Here is a 25,395-nt window from a genome sequence, read left to right on the forward strand (position 1 = left end):
CAGGGCTCATATGGACATCGCCCTCTCGAACTGCTCGCGGGTGCAGAAACTCAGCAACGCCTTCTTCTCCGGCTTCTGTATCTCGCGCTCGGGCACGAACCCGACGGCTTCGTTCAGGGCGTGCACGGCCTTGTTGCCGATGTCCGGCTCGACGACGACGCGGGCGGTGCGCGGGTCCTCGAAGAGGTGCGTCATCACAGTCGTGATGACGGCCCTGGTGAACCCGGACACGGGTGTGTCCGTCGCCGGCACCAGGAAGTGCATGCCGACGTCACCGGGCTCGGGCTCGTACAGGCCGACCAGTTCACGGTGGACCGGGTCGTACCGCTCCATCAGGAAGGCGGGCACGCCGTCGTGGAGCCCGAGGAAGGCCTGCTGGTGTTCGTCGGCGGCGATCTCCATATAGGCACGCTCGATGTCCTCGAGCCGGGCGTCCTGCATCATCCAGTAGGCCGCTTTGGGGTGCGTGAGCCAGCTGTGGAGCAGCTCCGCGTCCTGGAGAGGGTCGAGCGGGCGAACGGCGAGGCGGCCCACGGCGGTTGAGGTGCTCATACGGCGAACTCCTGGAAGGCGATGGTCTTCTCCACCGGGTAGTACTCGCTGCCGAGCAGCTCGCCGATGATGAAGCTGTTGCGGTACGCCCCCATGCCCAGGTCGGGCGAGGTGATCGAGTGGGTGTGGACGCCGGAGTTCTGGAGGAAGACACCGCGTCCGGTGGTGTCGATCGCGTAGTTGCGGGCGATGTCGAAGTTGCCCTGGGTGTCGTAGCGCAGCCGGTGGCGGACCGGCTTCAGGAACTCGGGCTCGGCGTACTTGTAGCCGGTGGCGAGGATCAGGCCCTGAGTGTCGAGGGTGTACTCCTTCTCCTGCTCCTCCTGGCGCAGGCCGAGGGTGTACGTGCCGCCACCGTTCCCGCTTCCGCTTTCGTAAGTCACCGTGTTGAGGGCGGAGTTGGTCAGGAGGCGGGTGGGGACCGGCCCGGCGAGGTTCTTCCGGTAGAGCAGATCGAAGATCTCGTTGATCAGGTCGCTGTCGATCCCCTTGAACAGGCTCTTCTGCTCCTGCGTGAGCCGGTAACGGGTTCGCTCGGGCAGCGCGCGGAAGTAGTCGATGTACTCCGGGGAGGTCATCTCCAGCGTGAGTTTCGTGTACTCGAGCGGGAAGAAACGCGGCGAGCGCGTCACCCAGTTGAGCCGGTAGCCGTGGATGTCGATCTCGCTGAGGAGGTCGTAGTAGATCTCAGCGGCGGACTGGCCGCTGCCGACGATCGTGATCGACTCCTTGGCCTGCAACTCCCGCTTGTGCCGCATGTATTGGGAGTTGTGGATGAAGTCGCCCTCCAGGTCGGCGCACGCGTCCGGGAGGTAGGGGGGAGTGCCGGTCCCGAGGACGAGCCTGCGGGCCCGGTAGCTGTCACCGGCTGCCGTGCGGACGACGTACAGATCGTCCTCGTACGCGTAAGTGACCTCGGTGACCGTGGTGTTGAAGTGGACGCTGCGCAGTCTGTTCGCGGCCCAGCGGCAGTAGTCGTCGTACTCGACACGCAGGGGGTAGAAGTTCTCGCGGATGTAGAACGAGTACAACCGGCCCGATTCCTTCAGGTAGTTGAGGAAGGAGTACGGGGAGGTCGGGTCGGCCAGGGTGACCAGGTCCGACATGAACGGCGTCTGGAGATGGGCTCCGTCGAGGAACATCCCCGAGTGCCACTCGAAGTCGGGCTTCGACTCGAGGAAGAGGCCGCTGAGTTCGTCGATCGGCTCGGTGAGGCAGGCGAGACCGAGGTTGAAGGGGCCGAGACCGATGCCGATGAAGTCGTAGGTCGTTTTGGTGTTCGTCTTCGTCTTCGTCGTCATGGCTGCGGCTTCAGGAAGCGACGCGGTCAACGGAATCTCCCAGGTACTGCTCGGCGTGGCCGGCGATCAGGTCGAGTACGGCGGCGATGTCTTCCGTCGTGGTCTCGGGGTTGAGCAGGGTGAACTTGAGGTAGTGGCGCGCGCCGACCTTCGTCCCCGCGACCACGGCCGCACCGGAGGCGAACAGGGCCTTGCGGGCGTACAGGTTGGCGCGGTCGATCACCGAGGGGTCGGTGACGGCGGCGGGGATGTAACGGAAGACGAGGGTGGAGAGCGAGGGCTCGACGACGACGTCGTAGCGCGGGTCGGCGGCGAGCAGTTCCCAGCCCTCCTGGGCCAGGTCGCAGACCTCGTCGAAGAGCTCGCCGATGCCGTCGGCGCCCATCACGCGCAGGGTCATCCACAGCTTGAGGGCGTCGAAACGGCGGGTCGTCTGGAGGGACTTGTCGACCTGGTTGGGGATGCGCTCCTGCACCATCCGGCGCGGGTTGAGGTACTCCGCGTGATAGGTGGCGTGGCGGAGGGTGGCCGCGTCCCGGACCAGGACGGCGCTCGAACTCACCGGCTGGAAGAAGGACTTGTGGTAGTCGACGGTCACCGAGTCGGCGCGCTCGATACCGGTGAGGAGGTCGCGGCGCGTGACCGAGGTGAGCAGTCCGCAGCCGTAGGCGGCGTCGACGTGCAGCCAAGTGCCGTACTGGGCAGAGAGTTCGGCGATCTCGGGCAGTGGGTCGATGGAGCCGAAGTCGGTCGTACCGGCGGTCGCGACGACGGCCATGGGGACGAGCCCGGCGCGCTCGCAGCGCTCCAACTCGTGGGCGAGGGCGACGGTCTGCATCCGCTTGTCGTGGTCGACGGGGATGGAGACGACGGCGTCGGGGCTCAGCCCGAGGAGCTTCGCGGACTTCTTCACGCTGAAGTGGCTGACCTCGGAGGCGAAGATGCGCAGCTCGGCGGCGGACTCGCTCTTCGCCTCCTCCCGGGCCAGCAGCAGCGCCTGCAGGTTGGACTGGCTGCCGCCGCTGGTGAAGATGCCGTCGGCGGCGGGCCCGAGGCCGATGCGCTCGTTGGTCCAGTCGATCAGTTTGCGCTCGATGAGGGTGCCGCCGGCCGACTGGTCCCAGGTGTCCAGGGACGAGTTGACGGCGGAGAGGATCGCCTCGCCGAGCACCGCGGGTATGACGACCGGGCAGTTGAGGTGGGCGAGGTAGCGCGGGTGGTGGAAGTAGACCGCGTCGCGCAGATAGACCTCCTCGAGCTCGTCGAGGGCGGCGGCCTCGTCGAGGAGGGGCCGGTCGAGATCGATCCGGTCGATGCGGGGGGCGAGGGCGTCGACCGTGACGCCGGTGAACGGACGGTCCGTGGTGGCGAGTTTGGCCGCCACCCGCTCGACTCCTTCGGTCACGGTACGGCGGTACCGCTCCGCGGTCGTGTCATTGAGCAGGTGCGAGCGCATCGGGGAGCCTCCGGGGACAGGAGAAGGGGGAGGGGGTAGGAGGGGGGTAGGTGGGGAGAGAGGGGGCAGTCGGGCCAAGTGGATATTGATGACTTAGGTAAGGCTAACCTTACTTTCTATGAACTCCCGTGCCACCTGTCACGATGTGATCTAGGCCTCCCGCACGCGCAGCTCTTCCTCGCTGAGCCCGCGTCGCCAGTAACCGACGAAGGTGACGGCCCGGCGGTCGATCCCGCGGTCCCGTACGAGGTGTCGGCGCAACTCCTTCACGGCGGACGACTCACCCGCGATCCAGGCGTACGGCCGTTCGGCGGAGGGGAGTTGGGCGGCGCGGACGGCTTCCGCGGCACTCGGGGTGCTCGATGTGTCCGGGCTGGGCGGGTCGCGTACGAGCCAGGTGATCTCGGCGTCGGCGGTGGTCGCCAGGTCCTGGATGTCGCCGACGTGTCCGGCCTCCAGCCAGACCCGGGCCCGGAGACCGGCGGGCAGTGACTCGAGGATCGCGGAGGCGGCCGGTACGGCGGTCTCGTCGGCCCAGATGACGACCAGGTCGGTGCCGGTCGGCGGACGGAAGCGGATCGCGCGGTTGTCGGCGATCGCGGGCCCGAGCAGAAGGACACGGTCACCGGCGCCGGCCCGGGAGGCCCAGAGGGAGGCCGGTCCGGCGGGGACGAGGGCGCCGGGCTCGACGCCGTGCAGTACGAAGTCGATGTCGATCTCCGTCGTACGGCCAAGGGCGTCGGCGCGCAGGGCGCGGAGTGTGTACGAGCGCATCACGGCCCGTACGTCGTCCGGGAGTTCACGCCAGCCCTGCCACCATCCGTCGCCCAGCTCGACGGGCACGGCGGGGGCGTCCTGCCCGGGGTGCGGCAGAAAGAGGGAGAGGCTCTGGTCGCGCCCGTCGGAGAAGAAGGCCGACAGATCGTCGCCGGCGAAGGTGACCCGGACGAGGGAGGGGCCGAGGCGAAGGGTGCGCACGACGTGGAGGGCGAAGAAACGGAAAGGGGTGGTGGCGGCCGTCGTCATGACTCTCCTGAAAGGGATGTCAGGTGGCGCGGACGCGCCCCTGAAGGGGCGCGGGGAACTGCGCGACCAGCCACAACGGACCCGCGGTTCCCCACAACCGGTGAAAGCGCGGACTCCTAGCTGACCTTCTTCGCGTTCTCGATCGCCTCCGCGAGGCTCGTGAGAAGCGGCACGCACTTGTCGTAGGACAGAATCGGCTCGGGATTACGGGCGATCACCTGCCCCGCCTTCACCGCGGGCAACTGCTTCCAGGTCGCCTCGGTGATGTCGCCGGGCTGAATGGCCGAGGTTCGGTTGTCCATCATGATCACGTCGGCCTTGTACTTGTCGACGTTCTCCCAGCTGAGGCTCTCGTACCAGCCGCCGCTCGCCTTCAGGACATCGGCGGGGGGCTCGACGAAGTTCACGCCGAGGGCCTTGAAGTACTCGAGGTCGATGGAGAGGTTGGAGCCGGAGACGTAGAAGATGTCCTGGCTCGCGGAACCGGCCAGCACCTTGATGTCCGGCTTGGCCTTGGTGGCGGCGCGCAGCCGGGCCGCGGCGTCCTCGAACGCCTTCTTCGCGGCGGTCACCTTGGCGGAGGCGGTGTCCGCGCCGAGGGTCTTGGCCAGCTCCAGCATGCGCTGCAGCGGCTGGTCCAGCTGGATGTCGAACACGGAGATGCCGACGGTCGGGGCGCCGACGGCGAGGATCTTGTCCTTGGACTCCTCCGGGACGTACCAGAGGGTGCCCGCACTGTCGAACATCGTGGTGACGAGGAGGTCCGGGGCGAGGGACGCGTACTTCTCGATGTTGAACTGGCCCCACTCGTTGCCGAGAACGGTCACCTTGGTGACGTCCATGTCGCCGGCCTGGACGTCGGCCTTGCCGTCCTTGGTCGTGGTCGGGCCGAAGACGCCCTTGACCTCGACGCCGTAGTCGTACAGCGCGGCGGCGACGCCGGTGAACGCGACGATGGCGGCGGGCACCTTGTCGGCCTTGGCGGTCTGGCCTCGGTCGTCCTTGAACGTCCAGGGACCGGCCGGGGGAGTCGCGGCGCCCTTCGACGCGTTCGCGTTCGGACCCGCGCCCGCGTTGGCCCCACCGCTTTTCGCGTCTTCGTCCCCGCAGGCGGCGAGAGCGGCCCCGAGGCCGAGGGCGCCGCCTGCGGCGAGGATGCCGCGGCGGGAGAGGTGGGTGGCACGGGCGTTGGACATGAGATGGCTGCTTTCGAGCGGGGCGGTTCGGCCCGTCGGACAAAATTCGATTCTTAGGTTAGCCTAACCTCACTAGGTGTCCAGGGGGTGGGTGGGGGTGTGGGGCGCGGGGGCAGGGGGCTGGCGGGGAGCTCAGAGGTCTGATGCGTGGGTGGCGCTGAAAACGGCCACGAGGTCCCACCCGGTGCGGGTGGGACCTCGCGACGCCTCAAGTCGGGGCGGGCCGGACTGCTGCCCGGGGCCCGCGTGTTTCAGCCAGGTTCAGGACAGGACCACCGTGGTCCCTTTCTGGAAGAGCGTGTTGCCGCCGTCGTCGTGCCAGTCGACCTCCACGCCGTCGACGAAGCCCGAAGTGACCACCGTGCAGGCCGAGTTGCCAGCCGACACCCCTCGGGCAGGGGAGGCCCCCTGTGAACCGTCGTCGTCGTTCCCGGCGGTGACGATCAGACCTTCGGCGAGGACCTTGGCCGTGGTGTTCCGCACCTTGAGACCGGCGTAACCGCCGCCGCCCGTACCGCCGTTGCGGCCGTCGCGGGTCAGTCGGCAGCCGCTGAGCTGGAGGATGCCCTTGCGGTCGGTGTTCTCCACCTTGATGCCGTCGAAGCCGTTGCGGTCGGTGGAGCAGCCGCTGAACTGGATGACTCCCTGCCAAGTCCGCATCAGGAAGCCCTCCTTGGCCGACCACTCCGCCCGGCAGCTGGTGAACGTGGAGTTGCCGGCCCCGGCGATCCACCAGCCGGCGCCGTTGCCGCCGAGCACGTACACGTCGTGGATGACGGAGTCGGTGGAGTTGTTGAGCGCGATGCCGAAGCTCCCCGGCCAGAGGACGGAGACACGGTCGAAGTGCAGGCAGAAGGGCGCCTGGGGGCCGCTGGGCTCGGCCGAGTAGGTGGTGTTGATGCCGTGCCCGGTGACCTTCCGGACCTGTACGTCCCGCAGCTGGAGGTGCTGGACCTGCCCGACGGCCCGGATCCCGTCGACCTCGGCGCCGTTCGCGGGCAGCGCGCTGCCGTCGACGGTCAGCTGGAGGATGCGTACCTCCACCGACTTGGTGGCGTAACCGCCGCTCAGCTTGTCGAGCACGAGGATCACGGCGTCCCCGACGAACCCCGGCAACGGCTTGAGCCCGAACTCCGGGTCGACGGCGCCCCATTCGTTCTCACCGCCGCCGTGGGTGCCCTGAAGTGTGACGTACGGCGGTATCTTCACCGGCGCGCTCGTACGGTACTGCCCCGCCGGCAGGTACACGGTGTTACCGGGCTCGCAGGCGTCCAGGGCGGCCTGAATGGCGAGGGTGTCATCGGTGACGCCGTCGCCGGTGGCACCGTAACCACGTACGTCGTGCCAGCCGAGGTTGTTGAGCTTGGCTGCGTCTGCGTTTGTGCCTGCTTCGGCGGCGGTCGCGGTTGCCGCCCCGACTCCGGTGGCGGTGGTCAGCGCGGCGGCGGTGACTCCGGCTGCGGCTCCGCCGAGGAACAGTCTTCGGGTGCGGGGTGAGGTGTCCTGCGTGGTTTCCATGGCGTGGGTTCCCCCTTGGGATTGACGTCGGGGGTTACTCAAACATGGAGGGGATCTTTGGGATACTTGCGTTATCGCGTTTCCCGCTCACGGCGCAGCTCACACCGTGGCAGGCTCTCGACGGCGCTGACGGATCGGGCTGTGCTGGGCTTGGGGAAGGGGGTTGTGGTGGTCATCGTAGAAAAGGGCCGTTGTGTGGCAGTTCGGGCGGATGAGGCGTCTGCTGCGTACGTCGGTGTGGACGTAACGCGTTGCGAGCGCCCCGCTTCGTCTGAGCCTGGTCGTGCCGTGCGGGCAGTTGTGGAGTTGAGCCGGGCGTTGAGCGGGATGACGATGCGGGCCTTGCTCGGAGCCGAATTCTCGCCGGATCCGCACGCATCAGGGACCGTGTTTGAAGTGCCGTTCGGTGAGCCGATGGGACTTGACGCGGTTGCCGGGTGCGGCAGCGAACTCGGTGGTCCGCTGGTGGCCGGATTGCCGAGCGACTTCGCCGACGCCGCGCTCGCAGGGCTGGCCGGGGACGCCGAGGCCGAGGCTTTGCCTGCCGGGCTGCTGCGCGTAGACCGCGCGGGGTTCGACGAAACAGGTTCCTCCGAGATGGCGTTCAAGCTTGTAGGGGATCTGCTGCGGCGCGTGATTGCTGCGCAGCTGCACGACGACCGAGATCCACTGGCCGTGGCTCAGGCTGTGGTGCGCGGGTGGTGAGGTCAGGCCTCCGCTGTCGAGGATTGCTGGACGGAGCTGTACAGGACGACTCGGGCGCGTGGTCAGTCGGCCACCGCAGGATCAACTCATTTGAGTACGACACGTTTCTGACTGATCCTTGGCCCACTCTGCGAATGAAGGGGAGGGGCGGCATGGGGCTGATTCTGTTCCCTGGGGACGGGGATGCGAGCAGTCCGGACGTCGCCTGGTCCTGCACGGGCTTCGACGCGTTCCGGCGGCGGCTGGCACAGGCTGAGGGGTCCACTCTCGCCGAGATGCGGGGCTTCGGTGGAGAGCGGGCCTGGTGTGATGTCCCCACCGCGCTCGCGCCCCTCCTCAATCGCCCGGACAACGGCGGGGGCGAGCTCTCGTCCACCGAATGTGCCGCGATTTTGCCCCGGCTGGAGGCGATCGCCGACCAATGGCAGGACGAGACTGGCGACTCGCTTCTCCATCAACGGCATCTCGATGAGGCCCGACAACTGACGGCCGTCCTACGACTTTGCGTCGAAAAAGACGTCGATCTTCTGTTCCTATGACGTCCAGTAGATGAACAAGACCGGGGGAGATCGTGAGTCGACCGCTGCTGTTCCTCGACGTGGATGGGCCCCTCAATCCCTACGCGGCCAAGCCTGAGAGGCGCCCCGACGGCTACACCACACTCAGGGTGCCTCAGTTGAACCGAAGTCCGGACGAACACATAGGTCTCTCGGCCCGGCGTCGAACCCTGCGGGTCTGGCTCAACCCGGAGCACGGGCGAGCCCTGCTCCAACTCGGCTACGAGCTGTGCTGGGCCACCACATGGATGGACCTTGCCAACCAGTGGATCGCCCCGGTGATGGGCCTGCCCGAACTCCCCTTCGTCGACTTCGGCGACGCGTTGTTCCAGGACCGCCCCGACGGGTTTGGAGCTGTTGGTGCTGGAGTCCGTTGAAGTGCGTTCTGGTGAGCGGGAGTGACTGCTGCTGGTCTCTGTGTCTTGCCGCGTATGTCGGCCAGAGGGTCGGTTGCGGTGGGGAACTGACGTTCTCTCATCGAATACGTGACCTTCATGGGTGGTGCTCGTTTCCCATCGCGACGGGATCTTCGAGTGGGGCCGGGCGGGGGTGGCGGGGTGGGCGAGCTGCGGAGCATCGCGGCGCCGTTCGTCGTGTCCGGTCCCAGTGGTGTGGCCGTCCGGACCCGCCTCAAGTGCCTGACCTCGGACGATGAGAAGGTGCTGCGCCTGATCGGTGCGCATCTGGGGTCGCTGGCTTCGAGGGATCTCAAGGCGCGCTGCCGGGACGGCCTGGAGCATTCCGGGGAGATGTGGGCGGTGCGGAAGCGGGAGCTGACGCCTGCCTCGTCGTCGCGCTGGGCGGGGTCGATCACCAAGGCGTCGCATGACCAGTGGGCGTTGGCCCGGCGCTGCCAGTCGGCGCACCTCCAGAATCTGGAAGCGGGTATCCGCACCCTCGAAGCGCGGCTGGCGTTGCCGGTCGGGCAGAAGGGGACGAAGAAGGCGCCGGGAGGTTACCGGTCCAGGCGGGAGTGGCATGCGAAGTCCCGGCGGCTGCGGGTACTCCAGGACCGGCTGGCCGCCGGGCGGGCAGACCGTGAGGCGGGGATCGTGCATGTCGTGCGGGGCGGCAAACGGCTGGCCCGCACCCGCCACCACCTGGAGGCCGCGCAGCTGACGGAGTCGGGGTGGCGTGGGCGGTGGGAGGCGGAGCGCTGGTTCTGCCAGGCGGACGGCGAGTCCGGCAAGCGGTACGGCAACGAGACGATCCGTATCAGCCCCGACGGCGAGGCGAGCATCAAACTCCCCGCGCCGCTTGGGTACTTGGCGAATGCCCCGCACGGCCGGTACGTCCTGGCGTGCAAGGTGACGTTCGCGCACCGGGGCGTCGAGTGGGCGGATCGTGTCGCGGTCAACCGGTCCATCGCCTACCGCATCCACCTCGATACGAGCCGGGGGCGCTGGTATCTGACCGCCGCCTGGCAGATGCCACCAACCCCCACCCTTCCCATCGAGTCGGCGCTCGCCCACGGCGTGATCGGCGTCGACATGAACGCCGATCACCTCGCCGCCTGGCGCCTTGACACGCACGGCAACCCGACCGGCAGTCCGCGCCGCTTCTCCTACGACCTGACCGGCACCGCCGAACACCGTGACGCGCAGGTCCGCCACGCCCTCACGCGCCTCCTGCACTGGGCCCGAACCTGCGGCGTGAAAGCGATCGCCGTCGAGGACCTCGACTTCGCCGCCGAGAAGACCCGCGAGAAACACGGCCGCCGCACACGCTTCCGCCAGCTGATCTCCGGCATGCCCACCGCCAAACTCCGCGCACGATTGTCCTCGATGGCGGATCAGACCGGTATCGCGGTCATCGCCGTCGACCCCGCCTACACCAGCCGCTGGGGCGCCCAGCACTGGCAGAAACCCCTCACCAGCACCACCCGTAAGACGACTCGCCACGATGCTGCTGCTGTGGCGATCGGAAGGCGCGCCCAGGGATACCCGATTCGGCGACGGACGCCACCGCCCCCTGCTCACCGGAGTGATGAGCAGGGGCATCGGACCGTCCAGGCCGGACCAGGCGTCCCTGGGCGTGAGGGAACCCGCCGCCGCGTTCCCGGACCACGGACACGATCCGTCGGCGCCGGACGCGGAGCGAACGCGGGCAACCAGAACGCCCAACACCGTCCGGGGCGTTCGGCCGAGCACGAGACCTGGCAACAGGACTCACTCCCGCTCAGTCCCTAGGAACGGTTCACTGGAAGACCGGTCCTCTCGTGGACTACGCCGACGGCCGTCCCTTCGCCTGGGTGGACGACGAACAGAGCGATCTGGACCAGGCATACGTGACCGCCCACCACCGCGCGCCTGGTCTTCTGCACCACGTCAACCCGCGCATCGGTCTGCGCGAGGGCGACTTCCGTACGCTCGCCGACTTCGCCCGATCCCTGGGTGTTCCTCGGGCCACGGGCAGCGGCTCGTGGCGCTCTCCGGAGTTCGACTGAGCCTCGCGAGTCCTGCCAGTCCGTCTGGTGTCCCGCAGGGAAATGCGACGCCGGCCGGCTGACACGTACGAGATCATGGCCGCCATGTCCACGACCTCCCGGCGTCACCTCCTCACCGCCATCGCGGCCTCTGCCGCCTCCCTCCCCCTGACGGCCCTTGCCGTCGCTCCCGCACGTGCCGCCGGCTCCTCCACACCTGTCCAGCCCTTCGCCCCGCCGGCCGGCGCTGCCGCCAACGGCCTTATTACTGGCGCCCGTTCCGCCGTGACTTTCCCTCCGCTCAACGCCTCCTACTTCGCCCCGCTCACACTCGGCACCACCCTCACCGCCACCGTGCTCCCCGGAACCCCGGCCCGCACCGAGGTCACCTCCGGCGGGCAGCGCGTCGCGCTGCTGACGCACGGTGCCCGGACCGTCGTACTGCCCGGCCCGCAGCGCACGTTCGTCGAGAACAAGCGGCCCTTCGTGGACGAGTTCCAGCGTGCCCTGCCCGATCTGACGCTTCCGGAGTCGAGCCGGGCCTACTGGGGTACCTCGCCCGGTGGTGGCAGTTGGGCCACTGTCGGGGGTGCCGACACCGACTTCTCGGTGGTGCAGGGGGCCGGGAAGATCGCCTTGACCACCGAGAACGTCAGTCGGCATGTCAGCCTGCGGGACGGTGAAATCACCGATGTCGATGTGCGCGCGGTGGCGTCCTTCGACAAGGTGCCTGCCGGGGAGGCGTGTTCGTACGCGCTGTCCTTCGGTTATCAGGACACGCACAACAACTACCGGGCCCGGCTGTCCTTTCTCACCACGGGCGCTGTGCAACTGCGGGTCGAGAAGGAAGTCGCCGACGTAGTAAGCCAGTTGGCCTCTTCTGTGACCTTGGCCATGGGGGTGGGGGCTGGTACGCGGTGGACTATTCGGGTGCGGCGGGAAGGGGCGGTCATCCGGGTCAAGGCGTGGGCCTCTGGCTCGGTGGAGCCGGCCGCCTGGGCTGTCGAGGTCAGCGACTCGACCTTCGGCAAGGGGCGCGTGGGGCTGCGTGCCTTGGCCAATACGGGGTGCACCAACCTGCCCGTCACGCTTGCCGTCAGCCGCTTCCAGGTCGACGCCGCCAACTGGGACGTCCCGCCGAGTGTCACGCACGGCGACTGGGTGCGAGTGCTGCCCCAGCCCTTCGACGGGACGTGGAGGGAGGAAACAGCGTCCGCCATACGGGGGTGGGTCGGGTCCACCGCGCCCGACGTGCTCGCGTACGCCGCCATGTTTCTCGGAGGTGCGCCCGTCGTGACCGCCGGGGCCGGGCCTGCCCAGGGAAAGCAGGTGCTGGGTGAGGCCGGGTACGGGTATCTCGATCCCCAGGGCTACCGCTATGAAGGCGCCGACTTCCATGAGTACATGAACGTCGGCTGGACCTTCGACGACGGCGTCCACACCGGGCCGTCCAGCAAGCAGGTCGGCAATCTCGACTGCTCGGGCTACGCGCGCATGGTGTACGGCTATCACCTGGGCGTTCCGATGGCCGCCGGAGAGGACACGAGCGGGCTTCGTATCCCGCGCAAGTCACGGCACATGGCCGACCACGCCCCGGGTGTGCGCATCGACCGTACCGACGGTACGAACCCGCCTCCTGCCGCGCTGCTCGCGCCCGGTGACCTGGTCCTCTTCAACGCCGACTCCGGGGACGACAACCCGACGATCACCGTCGATCACGTCGGCATCCACCTCGGCGTCGACGCGGCCGGCAAGCGACGGTTCCTCTCCAGCCGCAAGACCGTCAACGGGCCCACGATGGCCGACCTCGGCGGCGCCTCAGTGCTGGACGGGGCGGGGACGTACGCCAGTACGTTGCACACCGTGCACCGGATCTGAGTGGGGTCGGCCCTCGCCGGGGCGAAAAGGGCGTCCTGAGTGTTTTCCAAGCGGCGGGCCGCGTCGCCCGTGGACTCCGTCGACGCGGCCCTTGTCGGCGGTTCCGGTGACTACGCCTCGGCGAACAGGTCCGCCGTGTCGGCGGCTGTGAGTGACCGGTCGAACCAGGTGCCAAGGGTGTCCAGGTCGGTGCAGCCGTTGATACGTTCGCGGGCGGACTCGGGGACGTCGATGCCGCGGAGGTCGAGGACGCGGAGGATGTCCTGGGCCCTGCACAGGGCGCGGCCTACGGCTTCGCCCTTGGCCCTGCCCTCGGCCTCACCCTTGGCTTTGCCTTCGGCTTCGCCCTGGGTGTAGCCCTTGATGCGGTACTCCTCCACGATCGTGCCGCTGCCGGGGAAGCGGCTGGGACGCATGGCCACGAGGTTCCTCCAGAGTGCGCGGGCCGGGGTGTCACCCAGGCCGATTTCGGTGTATTCCGCCCAGTCGTCCAAGGCGTTGCCGCCGACGTTGGCGAGCGCTGTCGCCAGAGCCTCCAGAATCTCAGGGTGGCGAGCAGATATCCCTCGTCGTCCGCCGTGCTGATCCGTAACAGGGTGTCCACGCGCCGCTCCAGCGTCTTGATCTCGGTGAGATCGGTGTCCAGGAACTGGATCGACCTGGGTGCGGGGAAGGGAATGCCGACTTTCGGGAGGGCGCGGGCGAACAGCTCCGGGTCCTCCCTGAAGATCTCGTGCATCGCCTCGTGCGGTGAGCCGGCCATGTGACGGAAAGTAGTGGAATGAATGCGCCCACTGCGGCGGCAAGGCGGCACATTCGATCGTACGAGTGACTTTGCCGATGAAAATTGCCAGCCGACTATGCCTCCTGGTAGCCGCCGTCCCCATGCCCGCGATCTTTAAGCGCGCGTGCCCTACCAGGCCGTCAGCAGCAGGTGGTTGATGAGCAGGGCCAGGGTCGCCTGGGCGGTGAGCCAGGCTCGGGGGTGGGTGAGGAACGCGCAGGCCGGGAGTAGCCACATCGCGAAGGGAAGCCAGATGCGTTCCGTCTCCGCCTTGCTCATGCCGGACAGGTCCGCGATCAGGACCATCAGCAGGGCCGCGAACACCAGGAGGGCCAGGCGGGGTTGGGGTTCCAATGTGCGGGTGCGGGTGCGGGTGCGGGTGGGACTGGTGAACGGTGCCGCCAGCGCCGCCTCCGGCAGGGCCGCCGCCCCTGCCGGGCCCACGATGATCGCCGTGCAGGCGAGGTTCGCCCATACCCAGTAGCCGTACGGGCGTACCCCGCCCGCGCCCTGGTAGTAGCGGTCGACCAGCAGGTGGTACGCCTCCCACCAGTTGAAGCCGAGCAGCGTGAAGAGCAGCGGTACGACCGTGAGGCCGGCGAGGACGTACGGGAGCGGGCGTCGGCGGTGGGTGCCGAGCAGGAGCACGGTGGTCGCCAGGACGGCGAACAGGGTGAGGCCGTAGGAGAGGTAGCAGGTCAGGCCCAGGAGCAGGCCTGCCGCCAGGCCTGTTGCCCGGGGGCGGTGGCCTGTGACCGCCAGGGCCAGGAACGCGATCGTCCAGGCGACCACCGCCGCGAAGTAGCCGTCCGCGGACGTGCCCGCCCAGACGGCGGCGGGGGACAGGACGAGGAACGGTGCCGCCCGTCTGGCGAGGGACTCGTCGGCCAGCGCGCGTACGGTCACCAGCACGGCCGTGGCCGCCGTCGCACCGACGACGATGCACCACATCCCGGCCCAGGCGCCGCCTCCGAGGCCGATCCGGTCGAGGAGGACGAAGGTGACGGTGGCCCCCGGCGGGTGTCCGGCCACGTGGGCCGGCCAGTTGTCCGGGGAGTCGAGCAGGATGTGGTGGGTGAAGTCCCGGAGGGTTGCCGGGATGTCATCGAAGCGGTCGATGACCTGGAGATACTCGTGCCGGGTGGTCAGCCGTCCGGCGATTCCGCGCTGCCAGCCGTCCACCAGCGCGAGCGAGAACGTCCAGGCCGTCGCCGTACCCCACGCGGTGGCGAGCAACGCGCGCCAGGGCAGCCGGGCGGCCAGTGACGGGCCGTATGTCACCACGGCGACCGCCACCGCGAGGGCGGCCGGGGTGCCGGGGCCGACATGCGGCAGCCAATTGGCGAGCAGCGGGGGCCAGTTGACGCGCAGGGTGCCGGAGTCGCGCTGGATGCCGGTGCCGACCAGCGCGGCCGTCACGACGAGGAGGGCGGCGGCGCCGACAGCACACAGGTTACGCAGAAGATCGCGGTTCACGCCGGAACCGTAGGACGGGCAGGGCCGTCCGGAGCCTCGGCGAACCCGGACGTCAGCGTTTCGTCATCAGTCGCCTCCCCTTTTCCGGGAGTCCGGAGTCCTACGGTCGGGGCATGCCCGAACTGAAACCCCCCGGTTCTCCCGCTTCCCCGGCTTCCCCGGCTTCCCCCGCATCCCCGACGTCCCCGACCTCCCCGGGGTTCTGGCGCAGCCCTGTGCGGGGCCCCTGGTTCACCTCCGTGCTGGGCGTGGTGCTGCTCGGCGGGATCACGGTGCTGTTCGTGACGGGGCTCGTGTCGTACGCCGCCTACAACCCGGACCTGTCGCCGGTGAACGACAAGACCCCGGACAAGGGCCTCCTCGGTTTCTACCTGCACCTCTTCACCTGGCCGACCGATCCGCCCTGGCTGTATCGGTTGACCCAGGGTGTCCACGTCACGCTCGGGATCGTGCTCGTCCCCGTACTGCTGGCGAAGCTGTGGTCGGTCGTGCCGAAGCTGTTCGCGCTGCCGCCCGTGCGGTCTCTCGCGCACGCGCTGGAGCGGATCTCGCTGCTGCTGCTCGTCGGCGGGGCGCTGTTCGAGTTCGCGACGGGCGTGCTCAACATCCAGCTGGACTACGTCTTTCCGGGTTCCTTCTACCCGCTGCACTTCTACGGGGCCTGGGTGTTCATCGCCGGGTTCGTGACGCATGCGGTGCTGCGGACACCGGAGGCGCTGCGGAATCTGCGCGACATGCGTAACGGCCGTGTGGAGAAAGGGGAGTTGGTCGCCCCGGAACCGTTCGAGCCGACCGTCTCGCGGCGCGGTGCCCTCGGGTTCGTCGGCGGCGGGTCGCTGCTTCTGTTCGTCACCACGGCGGGGCGCAACTTCGACGGGCCGCTGAGGGAGACGGCCGTTCTCGCCCCGCACGGCGGTCCCGAGCCCGGCGGCGGTCCCGGCGGGTTCCAGATCAACAAGACCGCAGCGTCACGCGGGATCAGCGCGGTGGAGACGAGCGAGGAGGCGTGGCGGTTGGTCGTCGAGGGGCGTGGGCGCCGGACTGTCCGGCTGAGTCGGGACGATCTGCTCCAACTCCCGCTGTACAGCGCAGCGTTGCCCATTGCCTGCGTGGAGGGCTGGTCGACGTCCGACCAGTGGTGGCGGGGAGTACGGCTGCGGGATCTGGCCGGACTCGTCGGGTACGAGGACGGCACGGCGCCCGACGTGCTGGTGGAGTCACTTCAGCGGCACGGCGCGTTCCGTCGGGCGGCGCTGCGCGACAACCAGGTGCATGACGGTCGCTCCCTGCTCGCCCTGTTCGTCAACGGCGAGCCCCTGACCCCCGATCACGGCTACCCGGCGCGGGTGATCGTCCCGGCGGCGCCCGGGGTCCTCAACACCAAGTGGGTGGCCCGTATGACGTTCGGAGACCTGTGATGACGCGGCGACGAGCGTACGTCCCCAACGTCCCCCACGTACGGGGTGCTGTGGGCAGCCCCCTCCAACTTGTGCTGCTCGCCTGTTCGTTCGCGCTCGCCGGGTATGCGGGGGTGCGGTTGCTCGCCGGTGACTGGTTCGGTGTGGCGCTGTGGTTCGTGGGGGCGGCGCTTGTGCACGACCTGGTGCTGCTTCCGCTGTACGCGCTGGGAGACTGGGCGCTTGTGCGGGCGTTCGGCGCGGTCGGCCGACGGGGGTGGGTCCAGTACGTGCGGGTGCCCGCCGCGCTCTCCGTACTTCTCCTGCTGCTGTGGTTTCCGCTGGTCAGCGGGCGGGTGGCGGCAGGCTACGAAGCCTCGACCGGCCTGTCCGGCGACGGATTCCTGGCCCGTTGGCTGCTGATCACGGCCGTGCTGTTCGGGGGCTCGGCGGTGCTGTTGGTGTTGCGGATGCGGTTGCGCAGCGCGACGAACGAACGGCCGCCCGACATCCACTGACCGTCCGGGCGCCAGCCCGCCGGCGCCGCGTGCCGCAGCAGGGGCAGGGCGCCGAGCCGGGCCCAGGGGAAGCTCGGCCCGCTGGTGCGGTGAGCGTCGGAGGTGAGATCGACGAGGCGGACACTGACCCGCTCGTCCACCTCCTCGGCCGTGACGATCTCCTCGGCCTCGCCGAAGCCCCCGGCGGCCCCGACGTCCCCGGCGTCCCCGGCGGTGACGGTCTCTACGATCAACAAGCCGCCGGGGGCCAGTAGTTGGGCCATCCGGCGCAGCAGGGCTGCCGGGTCGCCGCCGATGCCGACGTTGCCGTCGAGGAGGAGGGCGGTGTCCCAGCGGCCCTCACCGGGCAGCGGCTCGAAGACGGAGCGCCGCAGGGCCTGGCCACCGAGCCGCAGGGTGTGGTCGACGGCTGCCTCGCTGACGTCGATGCCCAGCACCGGCCGCCCCTGGACCGCGAGTTCGGCGACGAGCCGTCCGGGCCCGCACCCCACATCGAGCACGGCACCCTCGCAGAGTTCCAGTACCTGCCGGTCCACCTCGTCGGCCCGCGCACACCACCGTTCCACCTCCAGCGGCAGCAGCCAGCCGTCCGTACGACGGAGGAAGAGTGGACCGCGTCCGGTGTGCAGGGCCTGGGAGTAGGGGTCGGCCGACCAGGGGCGCGGGGCGGTGTCGGGCGAAGTGGCGGCAGGGCTGTTCGGGGCGCTGTCGATCCTGTGCTGGGCCGAGTCGCGGGTCGCGTCCGCCGCGTGCCCTGTCGTTGTCTCGTGTGTGATGCTCATCGGCCCGTGACCGCCCTGTGGCGCTGGAGCTCCGTGGCGAAGCGGGTCCTCGGCGCCGCAGCGGCGACCGCCTCCGCGTCCGCGACCGTGTCGACGTCCCGCAGCCGCGGCAGCTCGCGTACCCGCAGGCCCGCCGCGACGAGCCGCGCCCGCTGGACGGCGCCCGTCGTGCGCGTCGACATGGGCACGCCCCGCAGCAGGCCGGGCTCGGGTTCGGCGAGTCCCAGGGCCCAGAAGCCGCCGTCCTCGGCCGGGCCGAAGTACGCGTCGCAGTCAGCGAAGTCCACGGTGAGCAGGTCGGGGGTCACTTGGGGGGTGTCCATGCCGATGAGCAGCGCGGGCCCGTCGCAGTCCGCGAAGGCGCAGGCCAGCCGCTCGTCCAGGCCGCCCGCGCACTGCGGTACGACGTCGAAACCGGGCGGCAGCCAGCGCCCCGGCGACCCGTCGAGGACCAGCACACGTCGTCGCGCGGGGGTCGCCGCCACCGTACGCAGGGTGTCGATCAGGGCGGCCTCGGCCAGCGCTGCCGCCGCCTCGGGTGTGAACGGCGGTGTCAGCCGTGTCTTCACCCGCCCCGGCCGGGGCTCCTTGGCGATGACGAGCAGAGTGGTCGCAGCGGTCGTGGTGGTCGCAGGGGTCAACGGGAGTCCTTTCCTCGTGCGGCATCGGCCGGGGCGGCCGGAGCGACCGAGTCGGCGGAGGCAGCGGGGGCGACGGGCGCCTCGGCCAGGACGCGGCTCATGTCCCGTACGGCGTGCCAGGTGCCGCGCCAGGTGCCCGTCACCTTGGAGGCGCCGGTGCGCGGCAGATAGGGGACGTCGTACTCGGCGACGCGCCAGCCGGCGTCGGCCGCGCGCACGACCATCTCCAGCGGGTAGCCGCTGCGCCGGTCCGTCAGGCCGAGGGCGAGCAGCGCCTCCCGGCGGGCGGCGCGCAGGGGGCCGAGATCGTGCAGCCGCAGGCCCGTACGGCGGCGCAGCATCCGGGCGAGTACGAGGTTGCCGGCCCGGGCGTGGGCGGGCCAGGCCCCCCTGCTCTGCGGGCGTCGCCGGCCGAGCACCAGGTCGTCCTCGTCCGCGCGTACCCGGTGGACGAAGGGGACGAGGTGCGACGGGTCGAGCGAGGCGTCGCAGTCGCAGAAGCAGACGATGTCCGCGGTGGCGGCGGCCAGTCCGGCGTGGCAGGCGGCACCGAATCCCCGGCGCGACTCGTGGACGACGGTCGCGCCGAGCGAACGGGCGAGGTCGGCCGAGCCGTCGGTGGAACCGTTGTCCACGACCAGCGCGCGCCAGCCGGGCGGAATCCGGGCCAGGACCCAGGGCAGCGCCTCGGCCTCGTTCAGACAGGGCAGGACCACGTCAACGGGCGGAGTGGTCGAAGGCGTCGTGGGAGAGGTCTTCACGGGCTTCACCCTACGGAGACAAAAAGCGCGTAACGGACTTCGGCTCCTTACGAAACACGGACGTCGGGGATCGCCACCCGCTGCCGAGGGGCGCCCGGTGGGACGCTGGAGGCATGCAGCAGCCGTACGAATCCCCAGGTCCTTCGGGTGCCTCAGGCGCCCCGGGTGCCGGACGTGTCCTCGTCGTCGACGACGACCCCACCGTCGCCGAAGTCGTCTCCGGGTACCTCGACCGGGCCGGCTACGTCGTGGACCGCGCCGCCGACGGTCCCTCGGCGCTCGCCCGCGCTGCCGCCCACCAGCCCGACCTGGTGGTCCTGGACCTGATGCTGCCCGGCATGGACGGCCTGGAGGTGTGCCGGCGGATGCGCGCCCGCGTCCCCGTCCCGGTCATCATGCTCACCGCCCGGGGTGACGAGGACGACCGGATCCTCGGCCTGGAGGTCGGCGCCGACGACTACGTCACCAAGCCCTTCAGCCCCCGGGAACTGGTCCTGCGGGTGGAGTCCGTACTGCGCCGCACCCGTCCCGCCGGCCCGCCGTATGCCCCGCACGCCCAGCCCCGCACCTTGAGCGCGGCCGGTCTGAGTGTCGACCCGGCAGCCCGCCGCGCCACCAAGAACGGCATCGCACTCGCCCTCACCATCAGGGAGTTCGACCTCCTCGCCTTCCTCCTCAGGCATCCCGGACAGGCGTACGGGCGAGAGGAACTGATGCGGGAGGTGTGGGGCTGGGACTTCGGTGACCTGTCCACCGTCACCGTTCATGTGCGTCGGCTGCGGGGCAAGGTCGAGGACGATCCGGCCCAGCCCCGGCTCATCCAGACGGTGTGGGGCGTCGGCTACCGCTTCGACGCCTCACCCGCCGCGGACACGGACACGGCCACGGGCACGGAAACTGCCGGGGATGCCGATGCCGATGGCGATACGGGGGCGGTCTGACCATGCGGGACATGCTGCTCATCGCTCTGTTCGCCTTTCTGGGAGCCGCCGCGGCCGGGCTGCTCGGTGCGGGTGCCCTCTGGCTGATCCGGCGCCGCTCACTGACCACGTCGCTCACAGTCGTCGCCGCCGTCACCGTGACCGCGATGCTCGCGGGCACGCTGGCCGTGGCGCAGGCGATGTTCCTGTCCGCGCACGACCTGAGCGTGGTCACGACGGTCGTCGCGATGGCGGCGGTCGTCTCCCTGGCCACCGCGCTGCTGCTGGGTCGCTGGGTCGTCGCTCGCAGCCGGGAACTCACCCGCGCCGCCCGTTCGTTCGGCGAAGGCGGAGCGTTCGCCCCACCCGCCGGTCCGGCCACCGCCGAACTGGAGGCGCTGAGTCGCGAACTGGCGGCCACCAGCGCGAAACTCGTCGAGTCCCGTGACCGCGAGCGCGCTCTCGAGTCCTCCCGCCGTGAGCTCGTCGCCTGGATCTCGCACGACCTGCGAACCCCGCTGGCCGGCCTGCGCGCGATGTCCGAGGCCCTGGAGGACGGCGTGGCCGCCGACCCCGACCGCTATCTGCGCCAGATCCGCACCGAGGTCGAACGACTCAACGGCATGGTGGGCGACCTCTTCGAACTCTCCCGTATCCACGCCGGCGCCCTGGCCCTGTCCATGTCCCGGATCTCGCTGTACGACCTCGTCGGCGACGCCCTCGCGGGCGCGGATCCGCTGGCCCGGGAGCACGGCGTACGGCTGGTCGGCAATCGCGTCGAGCCCGTGCCGGTCGAGGTGGACGGCAAGGAGATGAGCCGCGTCCTGGGCAATCTGCTGGTCAACGCGATCCGGCGCACTCCGGCGGACGGTACGGTCGCGATCGCCGCCGAACGGTCCGGCGAAGGCGTCGTCCTCTCCGTCACCGACGGCTGCGGAGGCATCCCCGAGGAGGACCTGTCGCGCGTCTTCGACACGGGCTGGCGCGGCACCCATGCCCGTACGCCACCGGGCGGAGCGGGTCTGGGCCTCGCGATCGTCCGCGGCATCGTCGAGGCCCACCGAGGGCAGGCCGCCGTGCACAACGTCCCCGGCGGCTGCCGCTTCGTGGTGACCCTCCCCACGGCCCAGGCGTAAGCGCGGGGCCGGCCGTGCGGCCCGCCCCCGCCCCTGTTCCTCCCGCCCCTGTTCCTTCCGCCCCTGTTCCTTCCGCCCCTGTTCCTTCCGCCCCTGTTCCTCTCTCCCCTCCGCCTACTCCGCTTCCCCGCGCAGCCTCGCCGCCGCGAACTCCCGCATGCCCTCCACGAAGCCGACCTCGGCCTTCCAGTCCAGTTCGTCGCACAGGCGCGACGAGTCCGCCGTGATGTGGCGTACGTCGCCGAGCCGGTACTCCCCGGTCACCACGGGCTCGGGACCGCCGTACGCCGAGGCCAACGCCCTGGCCATCTCGCCGACCGTGTGCGGCACCCCGCTGCCGCAGTTGTATGCGGTGAGGGCCGCGCGCCGGCTGCGCGAACCCGCCTCCAGCGCCGCCACGTTGGCCGCCGCCACATCCCGTACATGGACGAAGTCCCGTCGCTGCCCGCCGTCCTCGAAGACGCGCGGCGCCTCACCGCGGGCGAGCGCGGACCGGAAGAAGGACGCGACCCCCGCGTACGGAGTGTCGCGGGGCATCCCCGGCCCGTACACGTTGTGGTAGCGCAGCGACACAGCCGTGCCGTCCGTGGACTGGGCCCAGGCCGCCGCCAGGTGTTCCTGGGCCAGCTTGGTCGTCGCGTACACGTTCCGGGGGTCGACGGGGGCGTCCTCGCCGACCAGACCCGGCGTCAGTTCGGCACCGCACTCCTGGCACCGGGGCTCGAACCGGTGGGCGTCCAGGTCGGCGACGGCCCGGGGCCCGGGCCGGACCACCCCGTGCCGCTCGCACAGGTACCGCCCCTCGCCGTACACCACCATCGACCCGGCGAGCACGAGTCGCGGGACACCCGCCTCGGCCATCGCGGTCAGTAGTACGGCGGTTCCGAGGTCGTTGTGCGAGACGTAGTCGGCCGCGTCGCCGAACCCCGTCCCCAGGCCGACCATCGCCGCCTGATGACACACGGCGTCCACGCCGGGCAGCGCGGCGGCGACCGCCCCGGCATCCCGCACGTCCGGCCCGTCCCGCAGATCGAACACGATCGCCTCGTGCCCACGCGCGGTCAGCGCCTCGACGACATGTGACCCGATGAACCCGGCACCGCCGGTGACCAGTACTCGCATGCCCCGAACGCTAGGACCCGGGTCGCACCGCGGGGCAGCACCGCGCCCGGTACGTCACGGGTCCGTAAGCTTGTCGCCGCCGTCTTCTCGGCACACCGCAGTCATGTTGGCCGCCAGGGGCTGATTTCCGCCATATCTGCGCTGCGGATGGCTTCAACTGGCTTCGAACTCCCTTGCGACTCCTGTCTGTTGCGATCACGCTTCAGCCTGTCGACGGGGGTCGGGGCGGGGACGGAAGTGGAGGCTGGGGCGGGTATGAGTGCCAAGGAGAGGGCCGTCGGCGCGGCAGGGGGAGCGGCGGAACAGGTGGAAGCGGTGGCGGCGGTCGTGCGCGGTGACGCCGCTCTGCTGGAGGACGATCTGGCCGAGTTTCTCGGTTCGCTGACCGCTCCCGCGACGGTTGCCTCGCAGTCCGTGTACGAGGGGGCGCTGCGGCGGTCCCTCTACGAGCCCGTCGCCGACGCCGTCGGGTCCAAGGTGGGCCAGGAGGCGCTGCCCCCGACCGCCGACGCGCCCGGCGGCAACCGGGCTCCGCTGCGGCCGTCCATGGTCTATTGGGCCTACCGCAACTACCGGGGCTTTCCCCACGAGACCGGGAGCGAGGCGTTCTCCGCCGACATGGCCGTCGTCCGGCGCGCCGCCGTGGCCGTACGGGTCATGCTGAAGGCGTTCGTCGCGATCGACGACATCCAGGACGGCAGCGAGGTCCGCTACGGCGAACCCGCGCTCCACGTCACCCACGGTGTCCCGCTCGCGCTCAACACAGGCTCCTGGCTGATCGCCGCCGTCCTGCGGCACGCCGCCGATCCCGCTGTCGTGGACAGTCTGGTGCGGGCCGTCGAAAACGGCTTCACCGGTCAGGCCGTCGATCTGTCCACGCGTACGGCCGAAACCCGCGCCGAGTTGATCGCCGCGCCCCTCGAGGAGCGCGCGGCCTACTGGGAGTCGCTGGCCGCCCTCAAGACCGGCACCCTCTTCCGGATGCCGCTCGACTCGGCACTCGCGGGGCTGCGCGTCGTCGAGGACGAGCAGTACGTCCTGGACGCCGCCATGCGCCAACTCGGCCTGTCGAGCCAGCTGTTCAACGACCTGACCGACTTCGTACCGGAGTTCGGCGGGGGCCGGATCCACGAGGACTACGACGGGCTCAGCAACCGGGTCTTCCTCGAGTTGCTCGATCAGGACTCGTCGAACCTGACCGGCGAGCGGCTCAAGGCGTACGTTCTCGGGCATCCCAAGCTGGAGTCGACGCTCCGCGCGCTCGCCGGTGAAGCCGTCCGGCTGAAGCGCGAGGCCAAGGAGAGCGTGTACCGCGTGTGCCGTTCCGACCTCAGCGCGGCCTACTTCGACCTCACCATCGAACGCAAGGGCCATCTCATCGACCGTCTCCACGAGACACTCCAGCAGCGGAGCGGCGCATGACGGCGGCCCCGGAAGCCCCGGACCCGGTTCCGGCCACGGTGGTCGAGCGGTTGCGGGCGAGCACCCGTGCCTGGCACGACTCCCTGGAGGCCACCCCGTTCGCGAGCGCGATGATCGCCGGCACGCTTCCCGTCGAGCGGTACGTCGGCCAACTCGCCGCCTATCGCCCGGTGTTGGAGACCCTCGAGGCGGACCTGTCCCGCGTAACGGGCTCTTCAGCCGACCCGGTGTGGTCCTCTGACCTCCGCAAGCTCCCCCTCATTGACCGCGACCTGGCCCACTTCGCGAACCTCGGCATAGCGCCCGGCCCCTCGGCAGCCCAGGAGGCGGAAGCCTTCACCGCCGAGATACGGGAGCGTGCTGCAGCCTCCGACCTCCCCGCCCTCCTCGGCTTCCTCTACGTCATGGAGGGCTCCACCCTTGGCGCCCTCGTACTCCACCCGTACGTCACCGCCTCCTACCGTCTCTCCGGCACCGACGGCGTCGCCTACTACACCAGCGGCGACCGCGACCGCTGGGCCCGCCTCACCGCCCGGATGAACCAGGCCCTCACCGACCCGGTCGTGCAGGACCGGGTCGTCGCGGCGGCCCACAGTGCCTACCGGCATGCCGCCGCGATCACCGGGGCCCTGTCCGAGGGGCTCAGCCCGCCATCTCCATCCCCAAGCCCAACTCCCGTGCGATGAGCATGCGTTGGACCTCGCTGGTGCCCTCCCCGATCTCCAGGATCTTCGAATCGCGCCACATCCGGGCCACCGGGTACTCGTTCATGAAGCCGTAGCCGCCGTGGATCTGTGTCGCGTCGCGGGCGTTGTCCACCGCGATCGTGGACGAGTACAGCTTCGCCAGGGCCGCCTCCTTCTTGAAGGGCTCGCCCGTGACCAGGCGGGAGGCCGCGTCCCGCCAGGCCAGGCGGGACGTGTGGGCCTTCATCTCCATGTCCGCGATCTTGAACTGGATCGCCTGGTTCGCGCCGATCGGACGCCCGAACGCCTGCCGTTCCTTGGCGTACTTCACCGACTCGTCCACGCAGCCCTGGGCGAGACCGGTCGCCAGCGCCGCGATCGCCACGCGCCCCTCGTCGAGGATGCGCAGGAACTGGGCGTAGCCGCGCCCCTCCTCGCCGACCAGGTTCGCCGCCGGGACCCGTACGTCCACGAAGGACAGCTCCCGCGTGTCCGACGCGTTCCAGCCGACCTTCGAGTACGGCGCCGCGACCGTGAAGCCGGGCGTGCCGGAGGGGACGAGGATCGCGGAGATGAGCGGCCTGCCGTCCGGCTTGCGGCCGGTCACCGCCGTCACCGTGACGAAGCCCGTGATGTCCGTACCCGAGTTGGTGATGAAGCACTTCGTGCCGTTGATCACCCATTCATCGGTGTCGGGGTCGAGGCGGGCCGTCGTCCGTGTCGCGCCCGCGTCCGAGCCGCCGTCCGGTTCCGTCAGGCCGAACGCGCCCAGGATCTCGCCGGCGCACAGGCGGGGCAGCCATTCGCGCTTCTGTTCCTCGGTGCCGAACAGGTGGATGGGCATCGCACCCAGAGAGACGCCCGCCTCCAGCGTGATCGCCACCGACGAGTCGACCCGTGCCAGTTCCTCCAGCGCGATGCCCAGCGCGAGGTAGTCGCCGCCCATACCGCCGTACTCCTCGGGGAACGGCAGCCCGAACAGGCCCATCCGGCCCATCTCGCGCACGATCTCGTACGGGAACTCGTGCCGCTCGTAGTAGTCGCCGATCTTCGGGGCCACGACATCGTGCGCGAACTGCTCGACCGTACGGCGGAGTTCTTCCAGTTCGGGGGAGAGCTTGTGGTCCATGGGTGGG

Annotated in this window: 21 protein-coding genes and 3 pseudogenes; 11 read left to right on the forward strand and 13 right to left on the reverse strand. The window is 69.8% G+C overall.

Annotated features, from left to right (window positions below; genetic code table 11):
* Positions 1-6: 6 nt before the first annotated feature.
* From PV396_RS22140 to PV396_RS22165, 6 genes are all read right to left on the reverse strand, one after another.
* Positions 7-552 (reverse strand): GNAT family N-acetyltransferase, encoded by a 546-nt coding sequence (locus tag PV396_RS22140; protein WP_319207072.1) that lies wholly within the window; start codon positions 550-552, stop codon positions 7-9.
* Entirely contained in the window at positions 549-1,853 is a 1,305-nt protein-coding gene (locus PV396_RS22145) for a lysine N(6)-hydroxylase/L-ornithine N(5)-oxygenase family protein (RefSeq protein WP_319207074.1), read from the reverse strand. Before PV396_RS22145 ends, PV396_RS22140 begins: the two co-directional genes overlap by 4 nt.
* Before the next feature lie 10 nt (positions 1,854-1,863).
* Positions 1,864-3,309 carry a lysine decarboxylase DesA gene (gene desA, locus PV396_RS22150; protein WP_319207076.1) on the reverse strand — a complete coding sequence of 482 codons (1,446 nt, stop codon included), beginning with the start codon at positions 3,307-3,309 and terminating at the stop codon, positions 1,864-1,866.
* A 150-nt stretch (positions 3,310-3,459) separates the two neighbouring features.
* Positions 3,460-4,335, reverse strand: coding sequence for a siderophore-interacting protein (locus PV396_RS22155; RefSeq protein ID WP_319207078.1), 876 nt, complete (start codon positions 4,333-4,335; stop codon positions 3,460-3,462).
* A 116-nt stretch (positions 4,336-4,451) separates the two neighbouring features.
* Entirely contained in the window at positions 4,452-5,531 is a 1,080-nt protein-coding gene (locus PV396_RS22160) for an ABC transporter substrate-binding protein (RefSeq protein WP_319207080.1), read from the reverse strand.
* Positions 5,532-5,792: 261 nt separating this feature from the next.
* The gene (locus PV396_RS22165) at positions 5,793-7,049 is read right to left on the reverse strand and encodes a right-handed parallel beta-helix repeat-containing protein (RefSeq protein ID WP_319207082.1); all 1,257 of its coding nucleotides are present in this window, start codon (positions 7,047-7,049) and stop codon (positions 5,793-5,795) included.
* Between the two features lie 318 nt (positions 7,050-7,367).
* On the opposite strand from PV396_RS22165, the gene PV396_RS22170 reads away from it, so the two are divergent.
* The 6 genes and pseudogenes from PV396_RS22170 (at position 7,368) to PV396_RS22195 (ending at position 12,614) form a co-directional block, all read left to right on the forward strand.
* A complete protein-coding gene (locus tag PV396_RS22170; RefSeq protein WP_319207084.1) occupies positions 7,368-7,754 on the forward strand; it encodes a hypothetical protein in 387 nt (128 codons plus the stop codon).
* 152 nt (positions 7,755-7,906) lie between these two features.
* On the forward strand, positions 7,907-8,293 hold the full coding sequence (locus PV396_RS22175; RefSeq protein ID WP_319207085.1) for a hypothetical protein: 387 nt from the start codon (positions 7,907-7,909) through the stop codon (positions 8,291-8,293).
* Between the two features lie 32 nt (positions 8,294-8,325).
* A pseudogene (locus tag PV396_RS22180) lies at positions 8,326-8,658 on the forward strand (hypothetical protein); the annotation flags it as partial.
* A gap of 210 nt (positions 8,659-8,868) precedes the next feature.
* Positions 8,869-10,500: pseudogene (locus PV396_RS22185) on the forward strand (IS200/IS605 family accessory protein TnpB-related protein).
* Between the two features lie 5 nt (positions 10,501-10,505).
* Positions 10,506-10,757 (forward strand): annotated as a pseudogene (locus PV396_RS22190) (hypothetical protein); the annotation flags it as partial.
* An 84-nt stretch (positions 10,758-10,841) separates the two neighbouring features.
* On the forward strand, positions 10,842-12,614 hold the full coding sequence (locus tag PV396_RS22195) for a hypothetical protein (RefSeq protein ID WP_319207086.1): 1,773 nt from the start codon (positions 10,842-10,844) through the stop codon (positions 12,612-12,614).
* A gap of 110 nt (positions 12,615-12,724) precedes the next feature.
* Here PV396_RS22195 and PV396_RS22200 read toward each other — a convergent pair whose 3' ends face one another.
* Together PV396_RS22200 and PV396_RS22205 are read right to left on the reverse strand one after the other, a co-directional pair.
* Positions 12,725-13,030, reverse strand: a complete 306-nt coding sequence (locus PV396_RS22200; protein WP_319207089.1) for a hypothetical protein — start codon at positions 13,028-13,030, stop codon at positions 12,725-12,727.
* Between the two features lie 497 nt (positions 13,031-13,527).
* Positions 13,528-14,874 carry a hypothetical protein gene (locus tag PV396_RS22205; protein ID WP_319207091.1) on the reverse strand — a complete coding sequence of 449 codons (1,347 nt, stop codon included), beginning with the start codon at positions 14,872-14,874 and terminating at the stop codon, positions 13,528-13,530.
* Positions 14,875-14,987: 113 nt separating this feature from the next.
* On the opposite strand from PV396_RS22205, the gene PV396_RS22210 reads away from it, so the two are divergent.
* Positions 14,988-16,292: a molybdopterin-dependent oxidoreductase gene (locus PV396_RS22210; RefSeq protein WP_319207093.1), complete on the forward strand. Its 1,305-nt coding sequence runs from the start codon at positions 14,988-14,990 to the stop codon at positions 16,290-16,292.
* Between the two features lie 346 nt (positions 16,293-16,638).
* Here the strand turns inward: PV396_RS22210 and PV396_RS22215 are convergent, their stop codons facing one another.
* Genes PV396_RS22215 through PV396_RS22225 form a run of 3 tightly spaced genes read right to left on the reverse strand, consistent with a single transcriptional unit; the run spans position 16,639 to position 18,982 of the window.
* Positions 16,639-17,571, reverse strand: a complete 933-nt coding sequence (locus PV396_RS22215; protein ID WP_319207096.1) for a class I SAM-dependent methyltransferase — start codon at positions 17,569-17,571, stop codon at positions 16,639-16,641.
* Positions 17,568-18,212 carry a DUF2064 domain-containing protein gene (locus tag PV396_RS22220; RefSeq protein ID WP_319207098.1) on the reverse strand — a complete coding sequence of 215 codons (645 nt, stop codon included), beginning with the start codon at positions 18,210-18,212 and terminating at the stop codon, positions 17,568-17,570. The genes PV396_RS22215 and PV396_RS22220 overlap by 4 nt, the downstream gene beginning before the upstream one ends.
* Positions 18,209-18,982: a glycosyltransferase family 2 protein gene (locus tag PV396_RS22225; protein ID WP_319207100.1), complete on the reverse strand. Its 774-nt coding sequence runs from the start codon at positions 18,980-18,982 to the stop codon at positions 18,209-18,211. The genes PV396_RS22220 and PV396_RS22225 overlap by 4 nt, the downstream gene beginning before the upstream one ends.
* Positions 18,983-19,086: 104 nt before the next feature.
* Here PV396_RS22225 and PV396_RS22230 point away from each other — a divergent pair, with 104 nt between their 5' ends.
* Complete coding sequence (locus tag PV396_RS22230) at positions 19,087-19,914, forward strand: response regulator transcription factor (RefSeq protein ID WP_319207102.1); 828 nt, start codon at positions 19,087-19,089, stop codon at positions 19,912-19,914.
* A gap of 2 nt (positions 19,915-19,916) precedes the next feature.
* Positions 19,917-21,029 (forward strand): HAMP domain-containing sensor histidine kinase, encoded by a 1,113-nt coding sequence (locus tag PV396_RS22235; protein ID WP_319207104.1) that lies wholly within the window; start codon positions 19,917-19,919, stop codon positions 21,027-21,029.
* A 114-nt stretch (positions 21,030-21,143) separates the two neighbouring features.
* On the opposite strand, the gene PV396_RS22240 is transcribed toward PV396_RS22235, so the two are convergent.
* Positions 21,144-22,151, reverse strand: a complete 1,008-nt coding sequence (locus PV396_RS22240; RefSeq protein ID WP_319207106.1) for an NAD-dependent epimerase/dehydratase family protein — start codon at positions 22,149-22,151, stop codon at positions 21,144-21,146.
* Between the two features lie 255 nt (positions 22,152-22,406).
* Between PV396_RS22240 and PV396_RS22245 the strand changes: the two genes are divergently transcribed.
* Together PV396_RS22245 and PV396_RS22250 are read left to right on the forward strand one after the other, a co-directional pair.
* Entirely contained in the window at positions 22,407-23,573 is a 1,167-nt protein-coding gene (locus tag PV396_RS22245; RefSeq protein WP_319207107.1) for a polyprenyl synthetase family protein, read from the forward strand.
* Positions 23,570-24,259, forward strand: coding sequence for a biliverdin-producing heme oxygenase (locus PV396_RS22250; RefSeq protein ID WP_319207109.1), 690 nt, complete (start codon positions 23,570-23,572; stop codon positions 24,257-24,259). The genes PV396_RS22245 and PV396_RS22250 overlap by 4 nt, the downstream gene beginning before the upstream one ends.
* Here the strand turns inward: PV396_RS22250 and PV396_RS22255 are convergent.
* Positions 24,216-25,388, reverse strand: a complete 1,173-nt coding sequence (locus PV396_RS22255; protein ID WP_319207111.1) for an acyl-CoA dehydrogenase family protein — start codon at positions 25,386-25,388, stop codon at positions 24,216-24,218. The genes PV396_RS22250 and PV396_RS22255 overlap by 44 nt on opposite strands.
* Between the last annotated feature and the right edge of the window lie 7 nt (positions 25,389-25,395).

This window comes from Streptomyces sp. ME02-8801-2C (assembly GCF_033793965.1).
GTDB lineage: Bacteria > Actinomycetota > Actinomycetes > Streptomycetales > Streptomycetaceae > Streptomyces.

Bases quoted from the DNA above. Each gene is read 5' to 3' on its own strand.
- PV396_RS22155 (WP_319207078.1), bottom strand. From the start codon at position 4,335: ATGACGACGGCCGCCACCACCCCTTTCCGTTTCTTCGCCCTCCACGTC.
- PV396_RS22230 (WP_319207102.1), top strand. From the start codon at position 19,087: ATGCAGCAGCCGTACGAATCCCCAGGTCCTTCGGGTGCCTCAGGCGCC.
- PV396_RS22175 (WP_319207085.1), top strand. From the start codon at position 7,907: ATGGGGCTGATTCTGTTCCCTGGGGACGGGGATGCGAGCAGTCCGGAC.
- PV396_RS22195 (WP_319207086.1), top strand. From the start codon at position 10,842: ATGTCCACGACCTCCCGGCGTCACCTCCTCACCGCCATCGCGGCCTCT.
- PV396_RS22215 (WP_319207096.1), bottom strand. From the start codon at position 17,571: ATGAGCATCACACACGAGACAACGACAGGGCACGCGGCGGACGCGACC.
- PV396_RS22200 (WP_319207089.1), bottom strand. From the start codon at position 13,030: ATGCGTCCCAGCCGCTTCCCCGGCAGCGGCACGATCGTGGAGGAGTAC.
- PV396_RS22255 (WP_319207111.1), bottom strand. From the start codon at position 25,388: ATGGACCACAAGCTCTCCCCCGAACTGGAAGAACTCCGCCGTACGGTC.
- PV396_RS22145 (WP_319207074.1), bottom strand. From the start codon at position 1,853: ATGACGACGAAGACGAAGACGAACACCAAAACGACCTACGACTTCATC.
- desA (WP_319207076.1), bottom strand. From the start codon at position 3,309: ATGCGCTCGCACCTGCTCAATGACACGACCGCGGAGCGGTACCGCCGT.
- PV396_RS22240 (WP_319207106.1), bottom strand. From the start codon at position 22,151: ATGCGAGTACTGGTCACCGGCGGTGCCGGGTTCATCGGGTCACATGTC.
- PV396_RS22250 (WP_319207109.1), top strand. From the start codon at position 23,570: ATGACGGCGGCCCCGGAAGCCCCGGACCCGGTTCCGGCCACGGTGGTC.
- PV396_RS22235 (WP_319207104.1), top strand. From the start codon at position 19,917: ATGCGGGACATGCTGCTCATCGCTCTGTTCGCCTTTCTGGGAGCCGCC.
- PV396_RS22165 (WP_319207082.1), bottom strand. From the start codon at position 7,049: ATGGAAACCACGCAGGACACCTCACCCCGCACCCGAAGACTGTTCCTC.
- PV396_RS22245 (WP_319207107.1), top strand. From the start codon at position 22,407: ATGAGTGCCAAGGAGAGGGCCGTCGGCGCGGCAGGGGGAGCGGCGGAA.
- PV396_RS22160 (WP_319207080.1), bottom strand. From the start codon at position 5,531: ATGTCCAACGCCCGTGCCACCCACCTCTCCCGCCGCGGCATCCTCGCC.
- PV396_RS22210 (WP_319207093.1), top strand. From the start codon at position 14,988: ATGCCCGAACTGAAACCCCCCGGTTCTCCCGCTTCCCCGGCTTCCCCG.
- PV396_RS22140 (WP_319207072.1), bottom strand. From the start codon at position 552: ATGAGCACCTCAACCGCCGTGGGCCGCCTCGCCGTTCGCCCGCTCGAC.